The sequence below is a fragment of the Knoellia locipacati genome (assembly GCF_044791685.1).
In the GTDB taxonomy this organism is placed as follows: Bacteria; Actinomycetota; Actinomycetes; order Actinomycetales; family Dermatophilaceae; genus Knoellia; species Knoellia locipacati_A.
Genome location: NZ_CP087730.1, coordinates 2,631,974 through 2,646,179, shown reverse-complemented (window position 1 = coordinate 2,646,179; position 14,206 = coordinate 2,631,974). Strand labels below are relative to the sequence as shown.

The following is a 14,206-nucleotide window of genomic DNA, read 5'->3' as shown; positions in this document are numbered from 1 at the left end:
CGGCACGCTACCGCCCGGCCGCCCGCACCCCCGAATCGCGGGAGCGGGCGGCCGGGCGGTCGGCGACAGCGGGTGTCGGTCAGGACTGCGCCGGGACCTCGTCGAGGTCGAGGACCTTGGCGTGCAGGGCGTCGAGGAGGCGGCGCAGCTCGTCGGTGGCCTCGGAGCCGGCGTCGACGACGGAGCCGTCGACCGTGAGCTGCTCGGGGAAGCTCAGCCCGAGGTCGCCCACGACGTCGGCCTGCACGTGGCTGAGGACCTTGCCGAGGTCGGCGCGGGCGTCAGCGGCGCCCGTCCAGCCGTAGCCGACGATGCCGATCGGCTTGCCGTGCCACTCGGCGAAGAGGTAGTCCACGGCGTTCTTGACCGGGGCCGGGAAGCTGCGGTTGTACTGCGGCGTCACCACGACGATGGCGTCGGACTCGAAGACGCTGCTCGCCCACGCCTGGGTGTGCGGCTTCGCGTAGTTGCCGTTCTTCGGCATGTCCTCCTCGTCGAAGAAGGGCAGGTCGATTTCGGCGAGGTCGAGGACCTTGACCTGCCACTGCTCGGGGGCGGCCTGCTCGCTCACCCACTGGGTGACCTTGTCGCCGATGCGGCCGGGGCGGGTGCTGGACACGATGATGCTCAGTTGATTCACATTTCAACCAACAGGGTGTGCCGTCCACCCATTCCCATCCAGCCCCTCGGGATCTGCCGGCCCCACCGATCCCCCTGGTTCGTCGGGGCGACCCTGCGTCGTCGGGCGCGGACACGGCCCCGACGACGTGAGATGGCCCCGACACCAGGTGCCGGGGCCATCTCAGGGGTTGCGCTGCGGGTGGCGCGAGCGGTCAGCTCAGGGCGGAGATGATCCGCTCAGTGACCTCGTCCACGTCGCCGAGGCCGTCGACCTCGACGAGGAGGTGGCGCTCGGCGTAGAGCTCGACGAGCGGAGCGGTCTCGCGGCGGTAGATCGCCTGTCGCTCGCGGATGACCTCTTCGGTGTCGTCCGCACGGCCCTCGATCTCGGCCCGCTTGAGCAGCCGGGACACGACGGCGTCCTCGTCGACGGTGAGGGCGAGGACCTTGTCGAGCCCGTGGTCGTGCTTGCCGAGCATCCAGTCGAGTGCGGTGACCTGACCGGTGGTGCGCGGGTAGCCGTCGAGGAGGAAGCCCTCACGGGCGTCGTCCTCGTTGAGGCGGTCCTCGACGATGGCGTTGGTGATGTCGTCGGAGACGTAGCCGCCGGAGGCGGTGATCTCCTGGACCTGCTTGCCGAGCTCGGTGCCGTTCTTGATGTTGGCGCGGAAGATGTCGCCCGTGGAGATCGCGGGGATCCCGAAGTGCTCGGCGATCCGAGCGGCCTGCGTGCCCTTGCCCGCGCCGGGGGGACCGAGGATGATGAGGCGCCTGCCCGTCGATGTCATTACTTGAGGAACCCTTCGTAGTGACGCTGCTGCAGCTGGGACTCGATCTGCTTCACGGTCTCGAGACCGACGCCCACGATGATGAGGATCGAGGTGCCACCGAACGGGAAGTTCTGGTTGGCGCCGACGAGGACGAGGGCGATGAGCGGGATGATCGAGATCAGCGCGAGATAGATCGCACCCGGGACGGTGATGCGGGTGAGGACGTACTGCAGGTACTCCGCCGTGGGTCGCCCGGCACGGATACCCGGGATGAAGCCGCCGTACTTCTTCATGTTGTCGGCGACCTCGGTGGGGTTGAACGTGATCGACACGTAGAAGAACGTGAAGAACAGGATGAGCAGGACGTACGTGAGGGCGTACTCCCAGGTGTCGCCGCCGGCGAAGTTCGCGTCGATCCACTGCACCCAGCCGGGGCTGGAGCCGTCGGCCTTGCGGTTGAACTGGGCGAGCAGCGTCGGCAGCGCGAGCAGCGAGCTGGCGAAGATGACCGGGATGACGCCGGCCATGTTGACCTTGAGCGGGATGTAGGTCGACGTGCCGCCGTAGACGCGGCGGCCGACCATACGCTTGGCGTACTGGACCGGGATGCGGCGCTGGCTCTGCTCGACGTAGACGACGAGCGCGATGATGACGAACCCCATGAGGATGATCCCCAGGAAGATGTCCCAGCGGCCCTCGCGCTGCTGGATGGCCCAGAGGGCACCGGGGAAGGTCGCGGCGATCGAGGTGAAGATGAGGATCGACATGCCGTTGCCGACACCCTTGTCGGTGACGAGCTCACCGAGCCACATGACCATGCCGGTGCCGGCGGTCATGGTGAGCACCATGATGAGGATCGTGACCGTCGAGTCGTCGGTGAGGATGTTGGTACAGGCCGGGTTCGCGAAGAGCTGCGAGGGGTTCTGCGCGAAGGTGATGAAGGTGGCCGACTGGAGCACGGCCAGCGCGATCGTGAGGTAGCGCGTGTACTGCGTCATCTTCGACTGACCGGCCTGACCCTCCTTCTTGAGGGCCTCGAACTTCGGGATGACGACCGTGAGCAGCTGGATGATGATGCTCGCGGTGATGTAGGGCATGATCCCGAGCGCGAAGATGGACAGCTGGAGCAGGGCTCCACCGCTGAACAGGTTCGCGAGACCCAGAAGGTCGTTGGCGTCGCCTGCACCCTCTTGGCACGCCTGGATGAGCGAGTAGCTCACTCCGGGCGTCGGCACGTGGGCGCCGAGCCGGTAGATCGCGATGACCGCGAGGGTGAACAGGATCTTCCTGCGCAGGTCGGGCGTCTTGAACGCGCGGCCGAAGGCGGTGAGCACAGGTCCTCCAGGTGGGCGGCTGTAGCCGCATCAGTGTGGCAATCGACGAACAAAGATAACCCGGTGCGCACAGCGGTCAGCGACCGCGGTCCTCACAGGGGGTCAAACGACGTATGCCGCAAGGCGAGTTCCGAAGGGAGCCTCCGGAACCTCGCCCTGCGGCATACGAACCATACGGTTCAGCTTCAGGCAGACTCGCCCAGGGTGGTCGAGCCGCCAGCGGCCTCGATCTTCTCCTTGGCGGTCGCCGAGAACTTGTCGGCCGTGACGTTGACGGCAACCGAGATCTCGCCGGTGCCGAGCACCTTGACGAGCTGGCCGCCGCGGACGGCGCCCTTGGACACGAGGTCCTCGATCGTCACGTCGCCACCCTCGGGGTAGAGCGACGCGAGCTTGTCGAGGTTCACGACCTGGTACTCGGTCTTGAACGGGTTCTTGAAGCCGCGCAGCTTCGGGAGACGCATGTGCAGGGGGGTCGAGCCACCCTCGAAGCGCTCCGGAACCTGGTAGCGGGCCTTGGAGCCCTTGGTACCGCGACCGGCGGTCTTGCCCTTGGAGCCCTCACCACGACCGACACGGGTCTTGGCGGTCTTGGCACCGGGGGCGGGACGCAGGTGGTGGACCTTGAGAGCGGACGCGGGGGCCGCGCTCTCGGTGGTGGCCTTCTTGTCAGCCATGATCACTCAACCTCCTCGACGGCAACGAGGTGCGTCACCGTCTTGACCATCCCGCGGATCTCGGGACGGTCCTCCTTGACGACGACGTCGCCAATGCGCTTGAGACCGAGGCTGCGCAGGGTGTCGCGCTGGTTCTGCTTGCCGCCGATCTCCGAACGGGTCTGGGTCACCTTGAGTCGAGCCATCACGCACCTGCCTTGGCAGCGTCGCGGGACTCGGCGATACCGGCAGCCTGGGCACGCAGCATCGCCGCGGGGGCAACCTGGTCGACGGGGAGGCCGCGGCGCGCAGCCACGGACTCCGGACGCTCGAGGTCCTTGAGGGCCTGAACGGTCGCGTGCACGATGTTGATCGCGTTGCTCGAGCCGAGGCTCTTGGACAGCACGTCGTGGATGCCGGCGCACTCGAGCACCGCACGCACCGGGCCACCGGCGATGACACCGGTACCGGGGCTGGCGGGACGGAGCATGACGACACCGGCAGCGGCCTCACCCTGCACGGGGTGCGGGATGGTGCCCTGGATGCGCGGGACCTTGAAGAACTCCTTCTTGGCCTCCTCGACACCCTTGGCGATCGCGGCGGGAACTTCCTTGGCCTTGCCGTAGCCGACGCCCACGGTGCCGTCACCGTCACCGACGACGACGAGAGCGGTGAAGCTGAAGCGACGACCACCCTTGACGACCTTGGAGACACGGTTGATGGTCACGACGCGCTCGAGGTAGGCGCTCTTCTCGGCCTCGCGGCCACCGCCACGACGGTCGTCGCCGCGGCCACCGCGACGGTCGCCGCCGCCGCGGTTGTCGCTGCGGTTGTCGCCGCCACGGTTGTCGGACGCGGGACCGGTGCCTCGACGCTGGGGTCCTGGCATCAGATGTTCCTCATTTCAACACTGGTGTGGGAAAGCATGTGGGTCACAGGGACAGCCCACCCTCGCGGGCGCCGTCGGCGATGGCCGCGACACGACCGTGGTACTTGTTGCCACCACGGTCGAACACGACGGCCTCGACACCGGCTGCCTTGGCGCGCTCGGCGACGAGCTCGCCGACCTTCTTGGCCTTGGCCGTCTTGTCGCCCTCGAACGAGCGGACGTCGGCCTCCATGGTCGACGCCGACGCGACGGTCTTGCCGACGGTGTCGTCGACGACCTGGACGAAGACGTGACGCGAGGAGCGCGAGACGACGAGGCGGGGACGAGCCGCCGTGCCCGCAACGTGCTTGCGGAGACGGACGTGGCGACGGCCGCGCGCGGCGACCTTGCCCTTGGCACGCTTGATGATCATTGCCATGGCCTACTTACCAGCCTTTCCGACCTTGCGGCGGATGTGCTCGCCGGCGTAGCGCACGCCCTTGCCCTTGTACGGGTCGGGCTTGCGGAGCTTGCGAATGTTGGCGGCAACCTCACCGACGAGCTGCTTGTCGATGCCCTCGACCTGGAACCGGGTGGGGTTCTCGACGGTGAAGGTGATGCCCTGCGGCGCCTCGACCGTGATCGAGTGGGAGTAGCCGAGTGCGAACTCGAGCGAACCGCCCTTGTTCTGCACGCGGTAACCCGTGCCGTGGATCTCGAGCTTCTTGACGTAGCCCTCGGTGACACCGAGGACCATGTTGTTGATGAGCGAGCGGGTCAGGCCGTGGAGCGAGCGCGACTCGCGCTCGTCGTTCGGCCGGGACACCTGGACCTCACCATCGGTCTTCTCAACCGTGATCGGCTGAGCCACCGTGTGCGCGAGCTCGCCCTTGGGACCCTTGACCTTGACGGTCTGGCCCTCGACGTTGATCTCGACACCGGAGGGGATGGCAACCGGAAGACGTCCGATGCGCGACATGTCAGATCCCCTTACCAGATGTAGGCGAGGACTTCCCCACCCACACCCTTGTTGGCGGCCTGCCGGTCGGTCAGGAGACCGGAGGAGGTCGAGATGATGGCGACACCGAGTCCACCGAGAACCTTGGGAAGGTTGGTCGACTTGGCGTAGACGCGCAGTCCGGGCTTGGACACGCGACGCACACCCGCGATGGAACGCTCGCGGTTGGGGCCGTACTTGAGGTTGATCGTCAGGGTCTTGCCGACCTCGGCGTCCTCGACGGTCCAGCCGGCGATGTAACCCTCGGCCTCGAGGATCTCCGCGATGTGCGACTTGAGCTTGCTGAACGGCATGGCGACCGTGTCCTTGTGCGCCGAGTTGGCGTTCCGGACGCGGGTCAACATGTCCGCAATCGGGTCAGTCATTGTCATGTGGGCTTCTCCGCCCTTCTCACCGTGGTTTCATCCGGGGCTGTTGCTCCGGCTGACCTTCGATGTAGATGGTCTTGGGGGTATGCCGCGTGGTGCGGCGGGTGCGGTGGCAGCGGGGCTTGCGCCCCACGGCATACCGGGGATCTTCAGTTCTGGAACGTCACCAGGAGGACTTGGTCACACCGGGGAGCTCGCCGCGGTGGGCCATCTCCCGGAGGCAGATCCGGCACAGGCCGAACTTGCGGTAGACCGAGTGGGGACGGCCGCAGCGCTGGCAGCGCGTGTAGCCGCGCACCTTGAACTTCGGCTTCTTGTTCGCCTTGTTGACAAGAGCGGTCTTGGCCATCTCAGTTCTCCTTGAAGGGGAAGCCGAGCGCCTTGAGCAGCGCGCGTCCCTCGTCGTCGTTCGTCGCCGTGGTGACGATGGTGATGTCCATGCCACGCACGCGGTCGATCTTGTCCTGGTCGATCTCGTGGAACATCGACTGCTCCGTGAGGCCGAAGGTGTAGTTGCCGCGCCCGTCGAACTGCTTGGGGCTCATGCCACGGAAGTCGCGGATGCGGGGAAGAGCGACCGAGATGAGGCGGTCGAGGAACTCCCACATGCGGTCGCCACGCAGCGTGGTGTGCGTGCCGATCGGCATGCCCTCACGCAGCTTGAACTGGGCGATGGACTTGCGCGCCTTGGTGACGACCGGCTTCTGGCCGGTGATCGCCGTGAGGTCGCGAACCGCGCCCTCGATGAGCTTGCTGTCCTTGGCCGCGTCGCCGACACCCATGTTGACGACGACCTTGACGACGCCGGGAACCTGCATGACGTTGGCGTAGCCGAACTGCTCGAGCAGGCCGGCGCGGATCTCGTCCGCGTAGCGCTGCTTGAGGCGGGGGCTTGCCACGGTGGTGGTCTCAGTCATCAGGCTCACAGGTCCTTGCCCGAGCGCACGCCGACGCGGGTCCGGACAGCCTTCTGGCGCCCGTCACGCTCGACGGTCTCGACGCGGGTCTTGGTACGGGTCGGCTTCTTGTCGGACGGGTCGACGACCTGCACGTTGCTCACGTGGATCGGCGCCTCCTGCACGACGAGGCCACCGGTCTGGCTGCCACGGGCAGTCTGACCGGCCTTGGTGTGACGGGTGACGCGGTTGACGCCCTCGACGAGGACGCGGTCGGTCTCGCGGTAGACCGCGATGACCTTGCCGGTCGAACCCTTGTCCTTGCCGGTGAGCACCTGGACGGTGTCACCCTTCTTGATGCGGAACTTCGCCATGGCTCAGAGCACCTCCGGCGCCAGCGAGATGATCTTCATGAACTTCTTGTCGCGAAGCTCGCGGCCCACCGGGCCGAAGATGCGGGTACCACGGGGGTCACCGTCGGTCTTGAGGATCACTGCGGCGTTCTCATCGAACTTGATGTAGGAACCGTCGGCACGACGGCGCTCCTTCTTGGTGCGGACGATGACCGCCTTGACGACGTCGCCCTTCTTGACGTTGCCACCGGGGATGGCGTCCTTCACCGTGGCGACGATCGTGTCGCCAATACCGGCATACCGGCGACCCGAGCCACCGAGAACACGGATGCACAAGATTTCCTTGGCACCGGTGTTGTCGGCGACGCGCACTCGCGACTCCTGCTGGATCACTTATCTGTCTCCTATACGTCGTGCTGGTTCTCCGCCTCGCGGCGGAGCCTGGCCGAACAGTGGCTTACTTGGCCTTCTCGAGGACCTCGACCAGGCGCCAGCGCTTGGTCGCGGAGAGCGGTCGGGTCTCCATGATGAGGACACGGTCACCGATGCCGGCGACGTTCTCCTCGTCGTGCGCCTTGACCTTGCTGGAACGACGCAGAACCTTGCCGTAGAGCGCGTGCTTGACGCGGTCCTCGACCTCGACGACGACGGTCTTGTCCATCTTGTCGCTGACGACGTAGCCCTGGCGGGTCTTGCGGTAGTTCCGAGCGGTCTCGGTCTGCTCGGTCACGTTCTCGTCCTTCACGTTCTCACTCACTTGGTGTCCTCCGACTCGGTCGGGGCGGAACCGATACCGAGCTCACGCTCGCGCATCTCGGTGTAGATCCGGGCGATGTCCTTGCGGACGGCACGGAGCCGACCGTGGTTGTCGAGCTGACCGGTTGCGGACTGGAACCGCAGGTTGAACAGCTCCTCCTTGGCCTTGCGCAGCTCGTCGACGAGACGCTCGTCGTCGAACCCACGAAGCTCCTTGGAGATCAGGTCCTTGGAACCGACTGCCATCAGAAGTCACCACCCTCACGCTGGACGAAGCGGCACTTCATCGGCAGCTTGTGCATGGCCAGGCGCATGGCTTCGCGCGCGACCTCTTCGGACACACCGGAGATCTCGAACATGATGCGTCCGGGCTTGACGTTGGCGATCCACCACTCGGGCGAACCCTTACCGGAACCCATGCGGGTCTCAGCCGGCTTCTTGGTCAGCGGGCGGTCGGGGTAGATGTTGATCCACACCTTGCCGCCACGCTTCATGTAGCGAGTCATCGCGATACGCGCGGACTCGATCTGACGGTTGGTGACGTATGCCGGCTCGAGAGCCTGGAGGCCGTAGTCACCGAAGGCGATGGTCGTCCCACCCTTGGCAGCGCCGGAACGACCCGGGTGGTGCTGCTTGCGGTGCTTGACGCGACGGGGAATCAACATCAGCTGGTCCCTCCCTCAGTGGTCGCTGCGGCGGCCGGAGCCTCGGCAGCGGCCGGGGCCTCGGTCTGGGGGGCGTCCTGGCGGTCGCCACGACGGGCGCGAGCCGGACGGTCGGCGCCCGGGCCGTCGCGACGCGGGCCACGGCCCTGGCGCGGCGCGGTGGCCTGCTGGGCAGCGAGCTCACGAGCGGTGAGGTCACCCTTGTAGATCCAGACCTTCACGCCGATGCGGCCGAAGGTGGTGCGGGCCTCGTAGAAGCCCACGTCGATGTTCGCGCGGAGGGTGTGCAGCGGCACGCGACCCTCGCGGTAGAACTCGGTGCGGGACATCTCGGCGCCGCCGAGGCGGCCGGAGACCTGGACGCGGATGCCCTTGGCACCGGCGCGGGTCGCCGACTGCATGCTCTTGCGCATGGCGCGACGGAACGAGACGCGAGCAGAGAGCTGCTCGGCCACGCCCTGGGCGACGAGCTGAGCGTCGGTCTCGGGGTTCTTGACCTCGAGGATGTTCAGCTGCACCTGCTTGCCCGTGAGCTTCTCGAGCTCGCCGCGGATGCGGTCGGCCTCGGCGCCACGGCGACCGATGACGATGCCCGGACGTGCCGTGTGGATGTCCACGCGGACGCGGTCACGGGTGCGCTCGATCTCGACCTTGGAGATGCCGGCTCGCTCCATGCCCTCGGACATGAGCTTGCGGATGGCGACGTCCTCCTTGACGTAGTCGCGGTAGCGCTGACCCTCCTTGGTGGAGTCAGCGAACCAGCGGCTGCGGTGCTCGGACGTGATACCCAGACGGAAGCCGTGCGGGTTGACCTTCTGACCCATTAGCGGTTGCCTCCCTTGCTGGGCTTGGGCGCGACGACCACGGTGATGTGGCTCGTGCGCTTGTTGATGCGTGAGGCGCGACCCTGTGCGCGCGGACGGAAACGCTTCATCGTCGCGCCCTCGTCGACGAACGCCGACGTGATGACGAGCTCGCGCTCGTCGAAGCGCTCGGCCGTCTTGTCGGCCTTGACGCGGGCGTTGGCGATGGCGCTCTCGAGGACCTTGAGGATCGGGTCGGACGCCGACTGCGGGGCGAAGCGCAGCGTGGCGATGGCCTCGCTGGCGTTCTTGCCGCGGATGAGGTCGATGACGCGACGCGCCTTCTGCGGGGTCACCCGGACGTGACGGGCCTGGGCCCGAGCCTCCAGTGCAGGAGACACGGCCTCGGTGGCCTTGGTTTCGGTGGTGGTGGCCATCAGCGGCGCCGGCCCTTCTTGTCGTCCTTCACGTGACCCTTGAAGGTGCGCGTGGGTGCGAACTCGCCGAGCTTGTGGCCGACCATCGACTCGGTGACGAACACCGGGACGTGCTTGCGGCCGTCGTGGACGGCGAGGGTGTGGCCGAGCATGTCCGGACTGATGACCGAACGGCGCGACCAGGTCTTGATGACGTTCTTGGTACCCGCTTCGTTCTGGACGTCCACCTTCTTCTGAAGGTGGTCGTCGATGAAGGGGCCCTTCTTCAAGCTACGAGGCATGTGTCAAAGGCTCCTTGTCAGCGCTTCTTGCCAGTGCGGCGTCGGCGGACGATCATCTTGTCGCTGGGCTTGCCGGGGCGACGGGTGCGGCCCTCGGGCTTGCCCCAGGGGCTCACCGGGTGGCGACCACCGGAGGTGCGACCCTCTCCACCACCGTGCGGGTGGTCGACCGGGTTCATGACGACACCACGGACGGTCGGGCGCTTGCCCTTCCAGCGCATGCGGCCGGCCTTGCCCCAGTTGATGTTGGACTGCTCGGCGTTGCCGACCTCGCCGATGGTGGCGCGGCAGCGGGCGTCGACGTTGCGGATCTCGCCGGACGGCATACGCAGCTGGGCGTAGGGGCCGTCCTTGGCGACGAGCTGCACGCGGACACCGGCCGAACGCGCGATCTTCGCGCCGCCACCGGGGCGGAGCTCGACGGCGTGGACGACCGTACCGGTCGGGATGTTGCGCAGCGGAAGGCTGTTGCCGGGCTTGATGTCGGCACCGGGGCCGTTCTCGATGTTGGCGCCCTGCTCCAGGCCCTTGGGGGCCAGGATGTAGCGCTTCTCACCGTCGGCGTAGTGCAGCAGGGCGATGCGTGCGGTGCGGTTGGGGTCGTACTCGATGTGAGCGACCTTGGCCGGCACGCCGTCCTTGTCGTGGCGACGGAAGTCGATGAGTCGGTAGGCGCGCTTGTGGCCACCACCGATGTGACGCGTCGTGATGCGGCCGTTGTTGTTGCGGCCACCGCTCTTGGTGAGCGGGCGCACGAGCGACTTCTCAGGCGTGGAGCGCGTGACCTCGACGAAGTCGGCGACGCTTGAGCCGCGACGGCCAGGCGTCGTCGGCTTGTACTTGCGGATACCCATGTCGTGTTTCCTTAAGTTCCTCAGTCGTCTCTCAGGCGCCGGCGCTGCCGAAGATGTCGATCGTGCCCTCGCGGAGGGTGACGATCGCGCGCTTGGTGTCCTTGCGCTTGCCCAGGCCGAAGCGGGTACGCCGCGTCTTGCCCTTGCGGTTGAGCGTGTGGACGGAGTCGACCTTGACGTTGAAGATCTGCTCGACGGCGATCTTGATCTCGGTCTTGTTCGAACGCGGGTCGACGATGAAGGTGTACTTGCCCTCGTCGAGCAGCCCGTAGGACTTCTCGGACACGACCGGTGCGATCAGGATGTCGCGGGGGTTCTTCCCCGATGCAAGGCTCACTTGCCTGCCTCCTCTTGGGCCTCGGAGATCTGCTGGGCGGCCTCGCCACCGGCCGGGACGAACCCGGCGGCCTTGGCGGCGTCCGCGGAGCGGAACCAGACCTCGGCGGCAGTGGCGTCGTACCAGCGCGAACCGGGCACGTGGTACTTCATCGAGTCCTTGTTGCCCTTGACGTCGAAGCCCGCGGGGGCGGAGCCGTCCTCGAGGGCAGCGTGGCTGTCTGGGCCGAAGCCGCCGTCGGCGTCGGCCTCGGGTGCGACCTCGGCGACCTTGGCCGGCTTGTCGGCCTTGGCAGCCTCCTCAGCCTTGGGGGCCTTCTCGACCTTGTCGGCCTTGGGGGCCTTCTCGGCCGGGGCAGCAGCCTCGGTGACGACGGTGGCGTCGAAGGTCTTGACCTGTGCGGTCGGGCCGGCGACGAACGCGTCGAAGGCAGCCTGCGTGAAGACCACGTCGTCGGCGCAGAGCACGTCGTACGTGTTGAGCTGGTCGACCGCGATGACGTGCAGGTTGTCCAGGTTGCGCACCGACTTCATCGAGATGATGTCGCTGCGGTCGAGGACGACGAGCATGTTCTTGCGCTCGGTCAGGCCGGCGAGCAGCGAGACGGCTTCCTTGGTCGACGGGGCGTCACCCTGGACCAAGGAGGCCACGACGTGGATGCGACCGTTGCGCGCCCGGTCGGAGAGGGCGCCGCGCAGGGCAGCAGCCTTCATCTTCTTGGGGGTGCGCTGCGCGTAGTCGCGAGGCGTCGGTCCGTGGACGACGCCACCGCCGGTCCAGTGCGGCGCGCGGGTCGAGCCCGCACGGGCGCGGCCGGTGCCCTTCTGGCGGTGCGGCTTGCGTCCACCACCGCGGACCTCGCCGCGGGACTTGGTCGAGTGCGTGCCCTGACGCGCGGCGGCGAGCTGGGCGACGACGACCTGGTGGATGAGCGGGATGTTGGTCTGCACGTCGAAGATCTCGGCGGGCAGGTCGACATTGACGGTGTTGGCCATCGTGGTCACGCTCCCTTCACGGCGTTGCGGACGAGAACGACCGCGCCGCGGGGGCCGGGGACGGCGCCCTTGACGAGCAGCAGGCCCTTCTCGGCGTCGACCGCGTGGATCGTCAGGTTCTGGGTGGTCTGGCGCACGCCACCCATGCGGCCGGCCATGCGCATGCCCTTGAACACGCGACCCGGGGTGGCGCAGCCACCGATCGAGCCCGGCTTGCGGTGGTTCTTGTGCGAACCGTGGGAGGAGGAGACGCCGTGGAAGCCGTGACGCTTCATGACACCGGCGAAGCCCTTGCCCTTGGTGGTGCCGGAGACGTCGACGGCCGTGCCGGCCTCGAAGGTCTCGGCGGTGAGCTCCTGGCCCAGCGAGTACTCGGCGGCGTCCGCGGTGCGGAGCTCGACGAGGTGACGGCGCGGCGTGACGCCGGCCTTCTCGAAGTGGCCGGTGAGCGGCTTGGTCACCTTGCGCGGGTCGATCGCACCGAAGGCGATCTGAACAGCGGCGTAGCCATCGGTCTCGGCGTTGCGCACCTGCGTGACGACGCAGGGGCCGGCCTCGATGACGGTGACGGGGACGAGCTTGTTGTCGGCGTCCCACACCTGGGTCATGCCGAGCTTCTTGCCCAGCACACCCTTCACGGTCTTGGTTGCAATGTCAGTCATCAGTCAACCCTCAGAGCTTGATCTCGATGTTGACGTCAGCCGGCAGGTCGAGACGCATCAACGAGTCGACGGCCTTGGGCGTCGGGTCGATGATGTCGATGAGGCGCTTGTGGGTGCGCATCTCGAAGTGCTCGCGGCTGTCCTTGTACTTGTGCGGCGAACGGATGACCACGAAGACGTTCTTCTCCGTGGGGAGCGGCACAGGGCCGACCACCGTCGCGCCGGCACGGGTCACCGTGTCGACGATCTTCCGCGCCGAGTTGTCGATGACCTCGTGGTCATACGACTTCAAGCGGATGCGGATCTTCTGTCCCGCCATCTTGGCTTCCGTCTCTCTCTCGCCGTCTTCTTACTTCTGTCTCAGGTCGGTTCGTGTCTCCGACCCCCGAGGTCGGGCGTGTCGCGCCCGCTCCGCGGTTCAACGGCATACGCGATTCCGCGCCTGTCCATCGAATGGATCGAAGCTCCGGTGAACCGGAGCTGCTCTGGCCTGCCGTGTGTCGCCCCGGAAATGACCGGTTCGGTGTGTTCTCACGGTGCAGTGGCGGGCCGTTTCTCCTCGAGTGGTCGAGGGGATGGCGTCCCGCACCAAGCAACCTGACAAGTGTGCCAGAGGCGGGGGTGACCTACCAAATCGAGGCGCACACAGACGGCATACCAGCGCACGTGGCGCGCCGAGCCCGCTCCCCCGGGCACGCCGAAGCCCCCGCGGCTCCCTATCCCGCGAGGGCTTCTCGTGCGCACCGCGGCAGCGTCAGCGAGGGCCACCACCGAGGACGCCGGCGTCGAAGGCCTTGAGGACCGACGCCTTGTCGGCCTCCGTGAGCGTGCCGTCGGTGACGGCCTCGTCGAGCCGCTCCCCCAGCCGGGTGCGGTGCTCGGCCTGGTGGGCGTCACGCACCGTCTCGAGCGCCTCGGTGAGCTTGTCCTCGGTCAAGCCGAGCTCCTTGGCCAGGGCGGCGACGTATGCCGTCCTGCGCGCCTCGCGGTCGGCCTCGCTGGGCTCCGTGCCCTCGGCGGGCCTCTCCGTGGGCCGGGTGGCCTCGCGCACCTTGGTGATGGCGGCCTCGACCTTGGCCTCGTCGAGGCCCAGCGCCTCGGCGAGGGTGGAGGCGTCGGCGCCCTTCGTGCCGCCCATGCCGTGACCCCTGCCGCCGTGGCCCCGATCGGTCTCGTCTCCGGGCTGAGCGGTCGAGGTGGACGAGCTCGACGTCGGGCTCGGGGTGGTCTCGGCGAGGGCGGCGTTGGCTCCGAAGCCGGCGAGCGTGACTGCGGCTGCACCGGCCACTCCGGCGAGTGCGGTCGTCCTGGTGATCCTGGGCATGAGGGGTTCCTCTCGTCGCAGCCGACCCCACTGGTCGACCTTGCTGACTCCAGAGTGGGGCGGCGAACTGGGCCATGCGTATGGCGAACCTGTCACGAACCTGTGGGTCCGGATGCACCCACGGCCCGCCGGACATGCAGTACCCCTCGGCCGACGGGGAGCCGAGCAGGGCGCGCGGGTCACCTGCTGCGTTGTGCATGTCCGGCGG

25 protein-coding genes are annotated in these 14,206 nt (G+C 67.4%); all 25 read right to left on the bottom strand.

The genetic code is table 11. The features are described 5' to 3' along the window. Positions 1-79 precede the first annotated feature (79 nt). Complete coding sequence (locus LL946_RS12345; protein WP_404381043.1) at positions 80-619, bottom strand: NADPH-dependent FMN reductase; 540 nt, start codon at positions 617-619, stop codon at positions 80-82. 214 nt (positions 620-833) lie between these two features. After that, positions 834-1,409: an adenylate kinase gene (locus LL946_RS12340; RefSeq protein ID WP_404381041.1), complete on the bottom strand. Its 576-nt coding sequence runs from the start codon at positions 1,407-1,409 to the stop codon at positions 834-836. After that, positions 1,409-2,725, bottom strand: coding sequence for a preprotein translocase subunit SecY (gene secY / locus LL946_RS12335; protein ID WP_404381039.1), 1,317 nt, complete (start codon positions 2,723-2,725; stop codon positions 1,409-1,411). The genes LL946_RS12340 and secY overlap by 1 nt, the downstream gene beginning before the upstream one ends. 185 nt (positions 2,726-2,910) lie before the next feature. Then, on the bottom strand, positions 2,911-3,402 hold the full coding sequence (gene rplO, locus LL946_RS12330) for a 50S ribosomal protein L15 (RefSeq protein ID WP_404381037.1): 492 nt from the start codon (positions 3,400-3,402) through the stop codon (positions 2,911-2,913). Between the two features lie 2 nt (positions 3,403-3,404). Continuing rightward, a complete protein-coding gene (gene rpmD, locus LL946_RS12325) occupies positions 3,405-3,587 on the bottom strand; it encodes a 50S ribosomal protein L30 (RefSeq protein WP_035931789.1) in 183 nt (60 codons plus the stop codon). Then, the gene (gene rpsE, locus LL946_RS12320) at positions 3,587-4,270 is read right to left on the bottom strand and encodes a 30S ribosomal protein S5 (RefSeq protein ID WP_404381035.1); all 684 of its coding nucleotides are present in this window, start codon (positions 4,268-4,270) and stop codon (positions 3,587-3,589) included. The genes rpmD and rpsE overlap by 1 nt, the downstream gene beginning before the upstream one ends. Before the next feature lie 43 nt (positions 4,271-4,313). Then, positions 4,314-4,688, bottom strand: coding sequence for a 50S ribosomal protein L18 (gene rplR, locus LL946_RS12315; RefSeq protein ID WP_404381033.1), 375 nt, complete (start codon positions 4,686-4,688; stop codon positions 4,314-4,316). Between the two features lie 3 nt (positions 4,689-4,691). Beyond that, positions 4,692-5,228, bottom strand: a complete 537-nt coding sequence (rplF, locus tag LL946_RS12310; RefSeq protein WP_404381031.1) for a 50S ribosomal protein L6 — start codon at positions 5,226-5,228, stop codon at positions 4,692-4,694. Positions 5,229-5,239: 11 nt separating this feature from the next. Then, entirely contained in the window at positions 5,240-5,638 is a 399-nt protein-coding gene (gene rpsH / locus LL946_RS12305; protein WP_035931779.1) for a 30S ribosomal protein S8, read from the bottom strand. A 160-nt stretch (positions 5,639-5,798) separates the two neighbouring features. Continuing rightward, positions 5,799-5,984 (bottom strand): type Z 30S ribosomal protein S14, encoded by a 186-nt coding sequence (locus tag LL946_RS12300; RefSeq protein ID WP_035902511.1) that lies wholly within the window; start codon positions 5,982-5,984, stop codon positions 5,799-5,801. Position 5,985: 1 nt separating this feature from the next. Further along, a complete protein-coding gene (rplE, locus tag LL946_RS12295; RefSeq protein ID WP_404381028.1) occupies positions 5,986-6,552 on the bottom strand; it encodes a 50S ribosomal protein L5 in 567 nt (188 codons plus the stop codon). 5 nt (positions 6,553-6,557) lie between these two features. Beyond that, positions 6,558-6,905, bottom strand: coding sequence for a 50S ribosomal protein L24 (rplX, locus tag LL946_RS12290; RefSeq protein WP_404381026.1), 348 nt, complete (start codon positions 6,903-6,905; stop codon positions 6,558-6,560). A gap of 3 nt (positions 6,906-6,908) precedes the next feature. Then, entirely contained in the window at positions 6,909-7,277 is a 369-nt protein-coding gene (gene rplN, locus LL946_RS12285; RefSeq protein ID WP_035913313.1) for a 50S ribosomal protein L14, read from the bottom strand. A gap of 64 nt (positions 7,278-7,341) precedes the next feature. Beyond that, complete coding sequence (gene rpsQ, locus LL946_RS12280) at positions 7,342-7,629, bottom strand: 30S ribosomal protein S17 (protein WP_404386887.1); 288 nt, start codon at positions 7,627-7,629, stop codon at positions 7,342-7,344. A gap of 8 nt (positions 7,630-7,637) precedes the next feature. Continuing rightward, positions 7,638-7,886, bottom strand: coding sequence for a 50S ribosomal protein L29 (rpmC, locus tag LL946_RS12275; RefSeq protein WP_404381024.1), 249 nt, complete (start codon positions 7,884-7,886; stop codon positions 7,638-7,640). Continuing rightward, a complete protein-coding gene (rplP, locus tag LL946_RS12270) occupies positions 7,886-8,305 on the bottom strand; it encodes a 50S ribosomal protein L16 (RefSeq protein ID WP_009775958.1) in 420 nt (139 codons plus the stop codon). The genes rpmC and rplP overlap by 1 nt, the downstream gene beginning before the upstream one ends. After that, on the bottom strand, positions 8,305-9,129 hold the full coding sequence (rpsC, locus tag LL946_RS12265) for a 30S ribosomal protein S3 (RefSeq protein WP_404381021.1): 825 nt from the start codon (positions 9,127-9,129) through the stop codon (positions 8,305-8,307). Before rpsC ends, rplP begins: the two co-directional genes overlap by 1 nt. Continuing rightward, positions 9,129-9,497 carry a 50S ribosomal protein L22 gene (gene rplV, locus LL946_RS12260; RefSeq protein ID WP_404386885.1) on the bottom strand — a complete coding sequence of 123 codons (369 nt, stop codon included), beginning with the start codon at positions 9,495-9,497 and terminating at the stop codon, positions 9,129-9,131. The genes rpsC and rplV overlap by 1 nt, the downstream gene beginning before the upstream one ends. A 47-nt stretch (positions 9,498-9,544) precedes the next feature. Continuing rightward, the gene (rpsS, locus tag LL946_RS12255; protein WP_009775961.1) at positions 9,545-9,826 is read right to left on the bottom strand and encodes a 30S ribosomal protein S19; all 282 of its coding nucleotides are present in this window, start codon (positions 9,824-9,826) and stop codon (positions 9,545-9,547) included. Between the two features lie 17 nt (positions 9,827-9,843). Next, a complete protein-coding gene (gene rplB, locus LL946_RS12250) occupies positions 9,844-10,680 on the bottom strand; it encodes a 50S ribosomal protein L2 (RefSeq protein ID WP_404381019.1) in 837 nt (278 codons plus the stop codon). Positions 10,681-10,711: 31 nt separating this feature from the next. Then, positions 10,712-11,017 (bottom strand): 50S ribosomal protein L23, encoded by a 306-nt coding sequence (gene rplW / locus LL946_RS12245; protein WP_404381017.1) that lies wholly within the window; start codon positions 11,015-11,017, stop codon positions 10,712-10,714. Continuing rightward, positions 11,014-12,012, bottom strand: coding sequence for a 50S ribosomal protein L4 (gene rplD / locus LL946_RS12240; protein ID WP_404381015.1), 999 nt, complete (start codon positions 12,010-12,012; stop codon positions 11,014-11,016). The genes rplW and rplD overlap by 4 nt, the downstream gene beginning before the upstream one ends. Before the next feature lie 5 nt (positions 12,013-12,017). Continuing rightward, positions 12,018-12,674: a 50S ribosomal protein L3 gene (gene rplC, locus LL946_RS12235; RefSeq protein WP_404381013.1), complete on the bottom strand. Its 657-nt coding sequence runs from the start codon at positions 12,672-12,674 to the stop codon at positions 12,018-12,020. A 10-nt stretch (positions 12,675-12,684) separates the two neighbouring features. Then, positions 12,685-12,993, bottom strand: coding sequence for a 30S ribosomal protein S10 (gene rpsJ / locus LL946_RS12230; RefSeq protein WP_009775966.1), 309 nt, complete (start codon positions 12,991-12,993; stop codon positions 12,685-12,687). A gap of 435 nt (positions 12,994-13,428) precedes the next feature. After that, complete coding sequence (locus LL946_RS12225) at positions 13,429-13,998, bottom strand: hypothetical protein (RefSeq protein ID WP_404381011.1); 570 nt, start codon at positions 13,996-13,998, stop codon at positions 13,429-13,431. Positions 13,999-14,206: the final 208 nt, after the last annotated feature.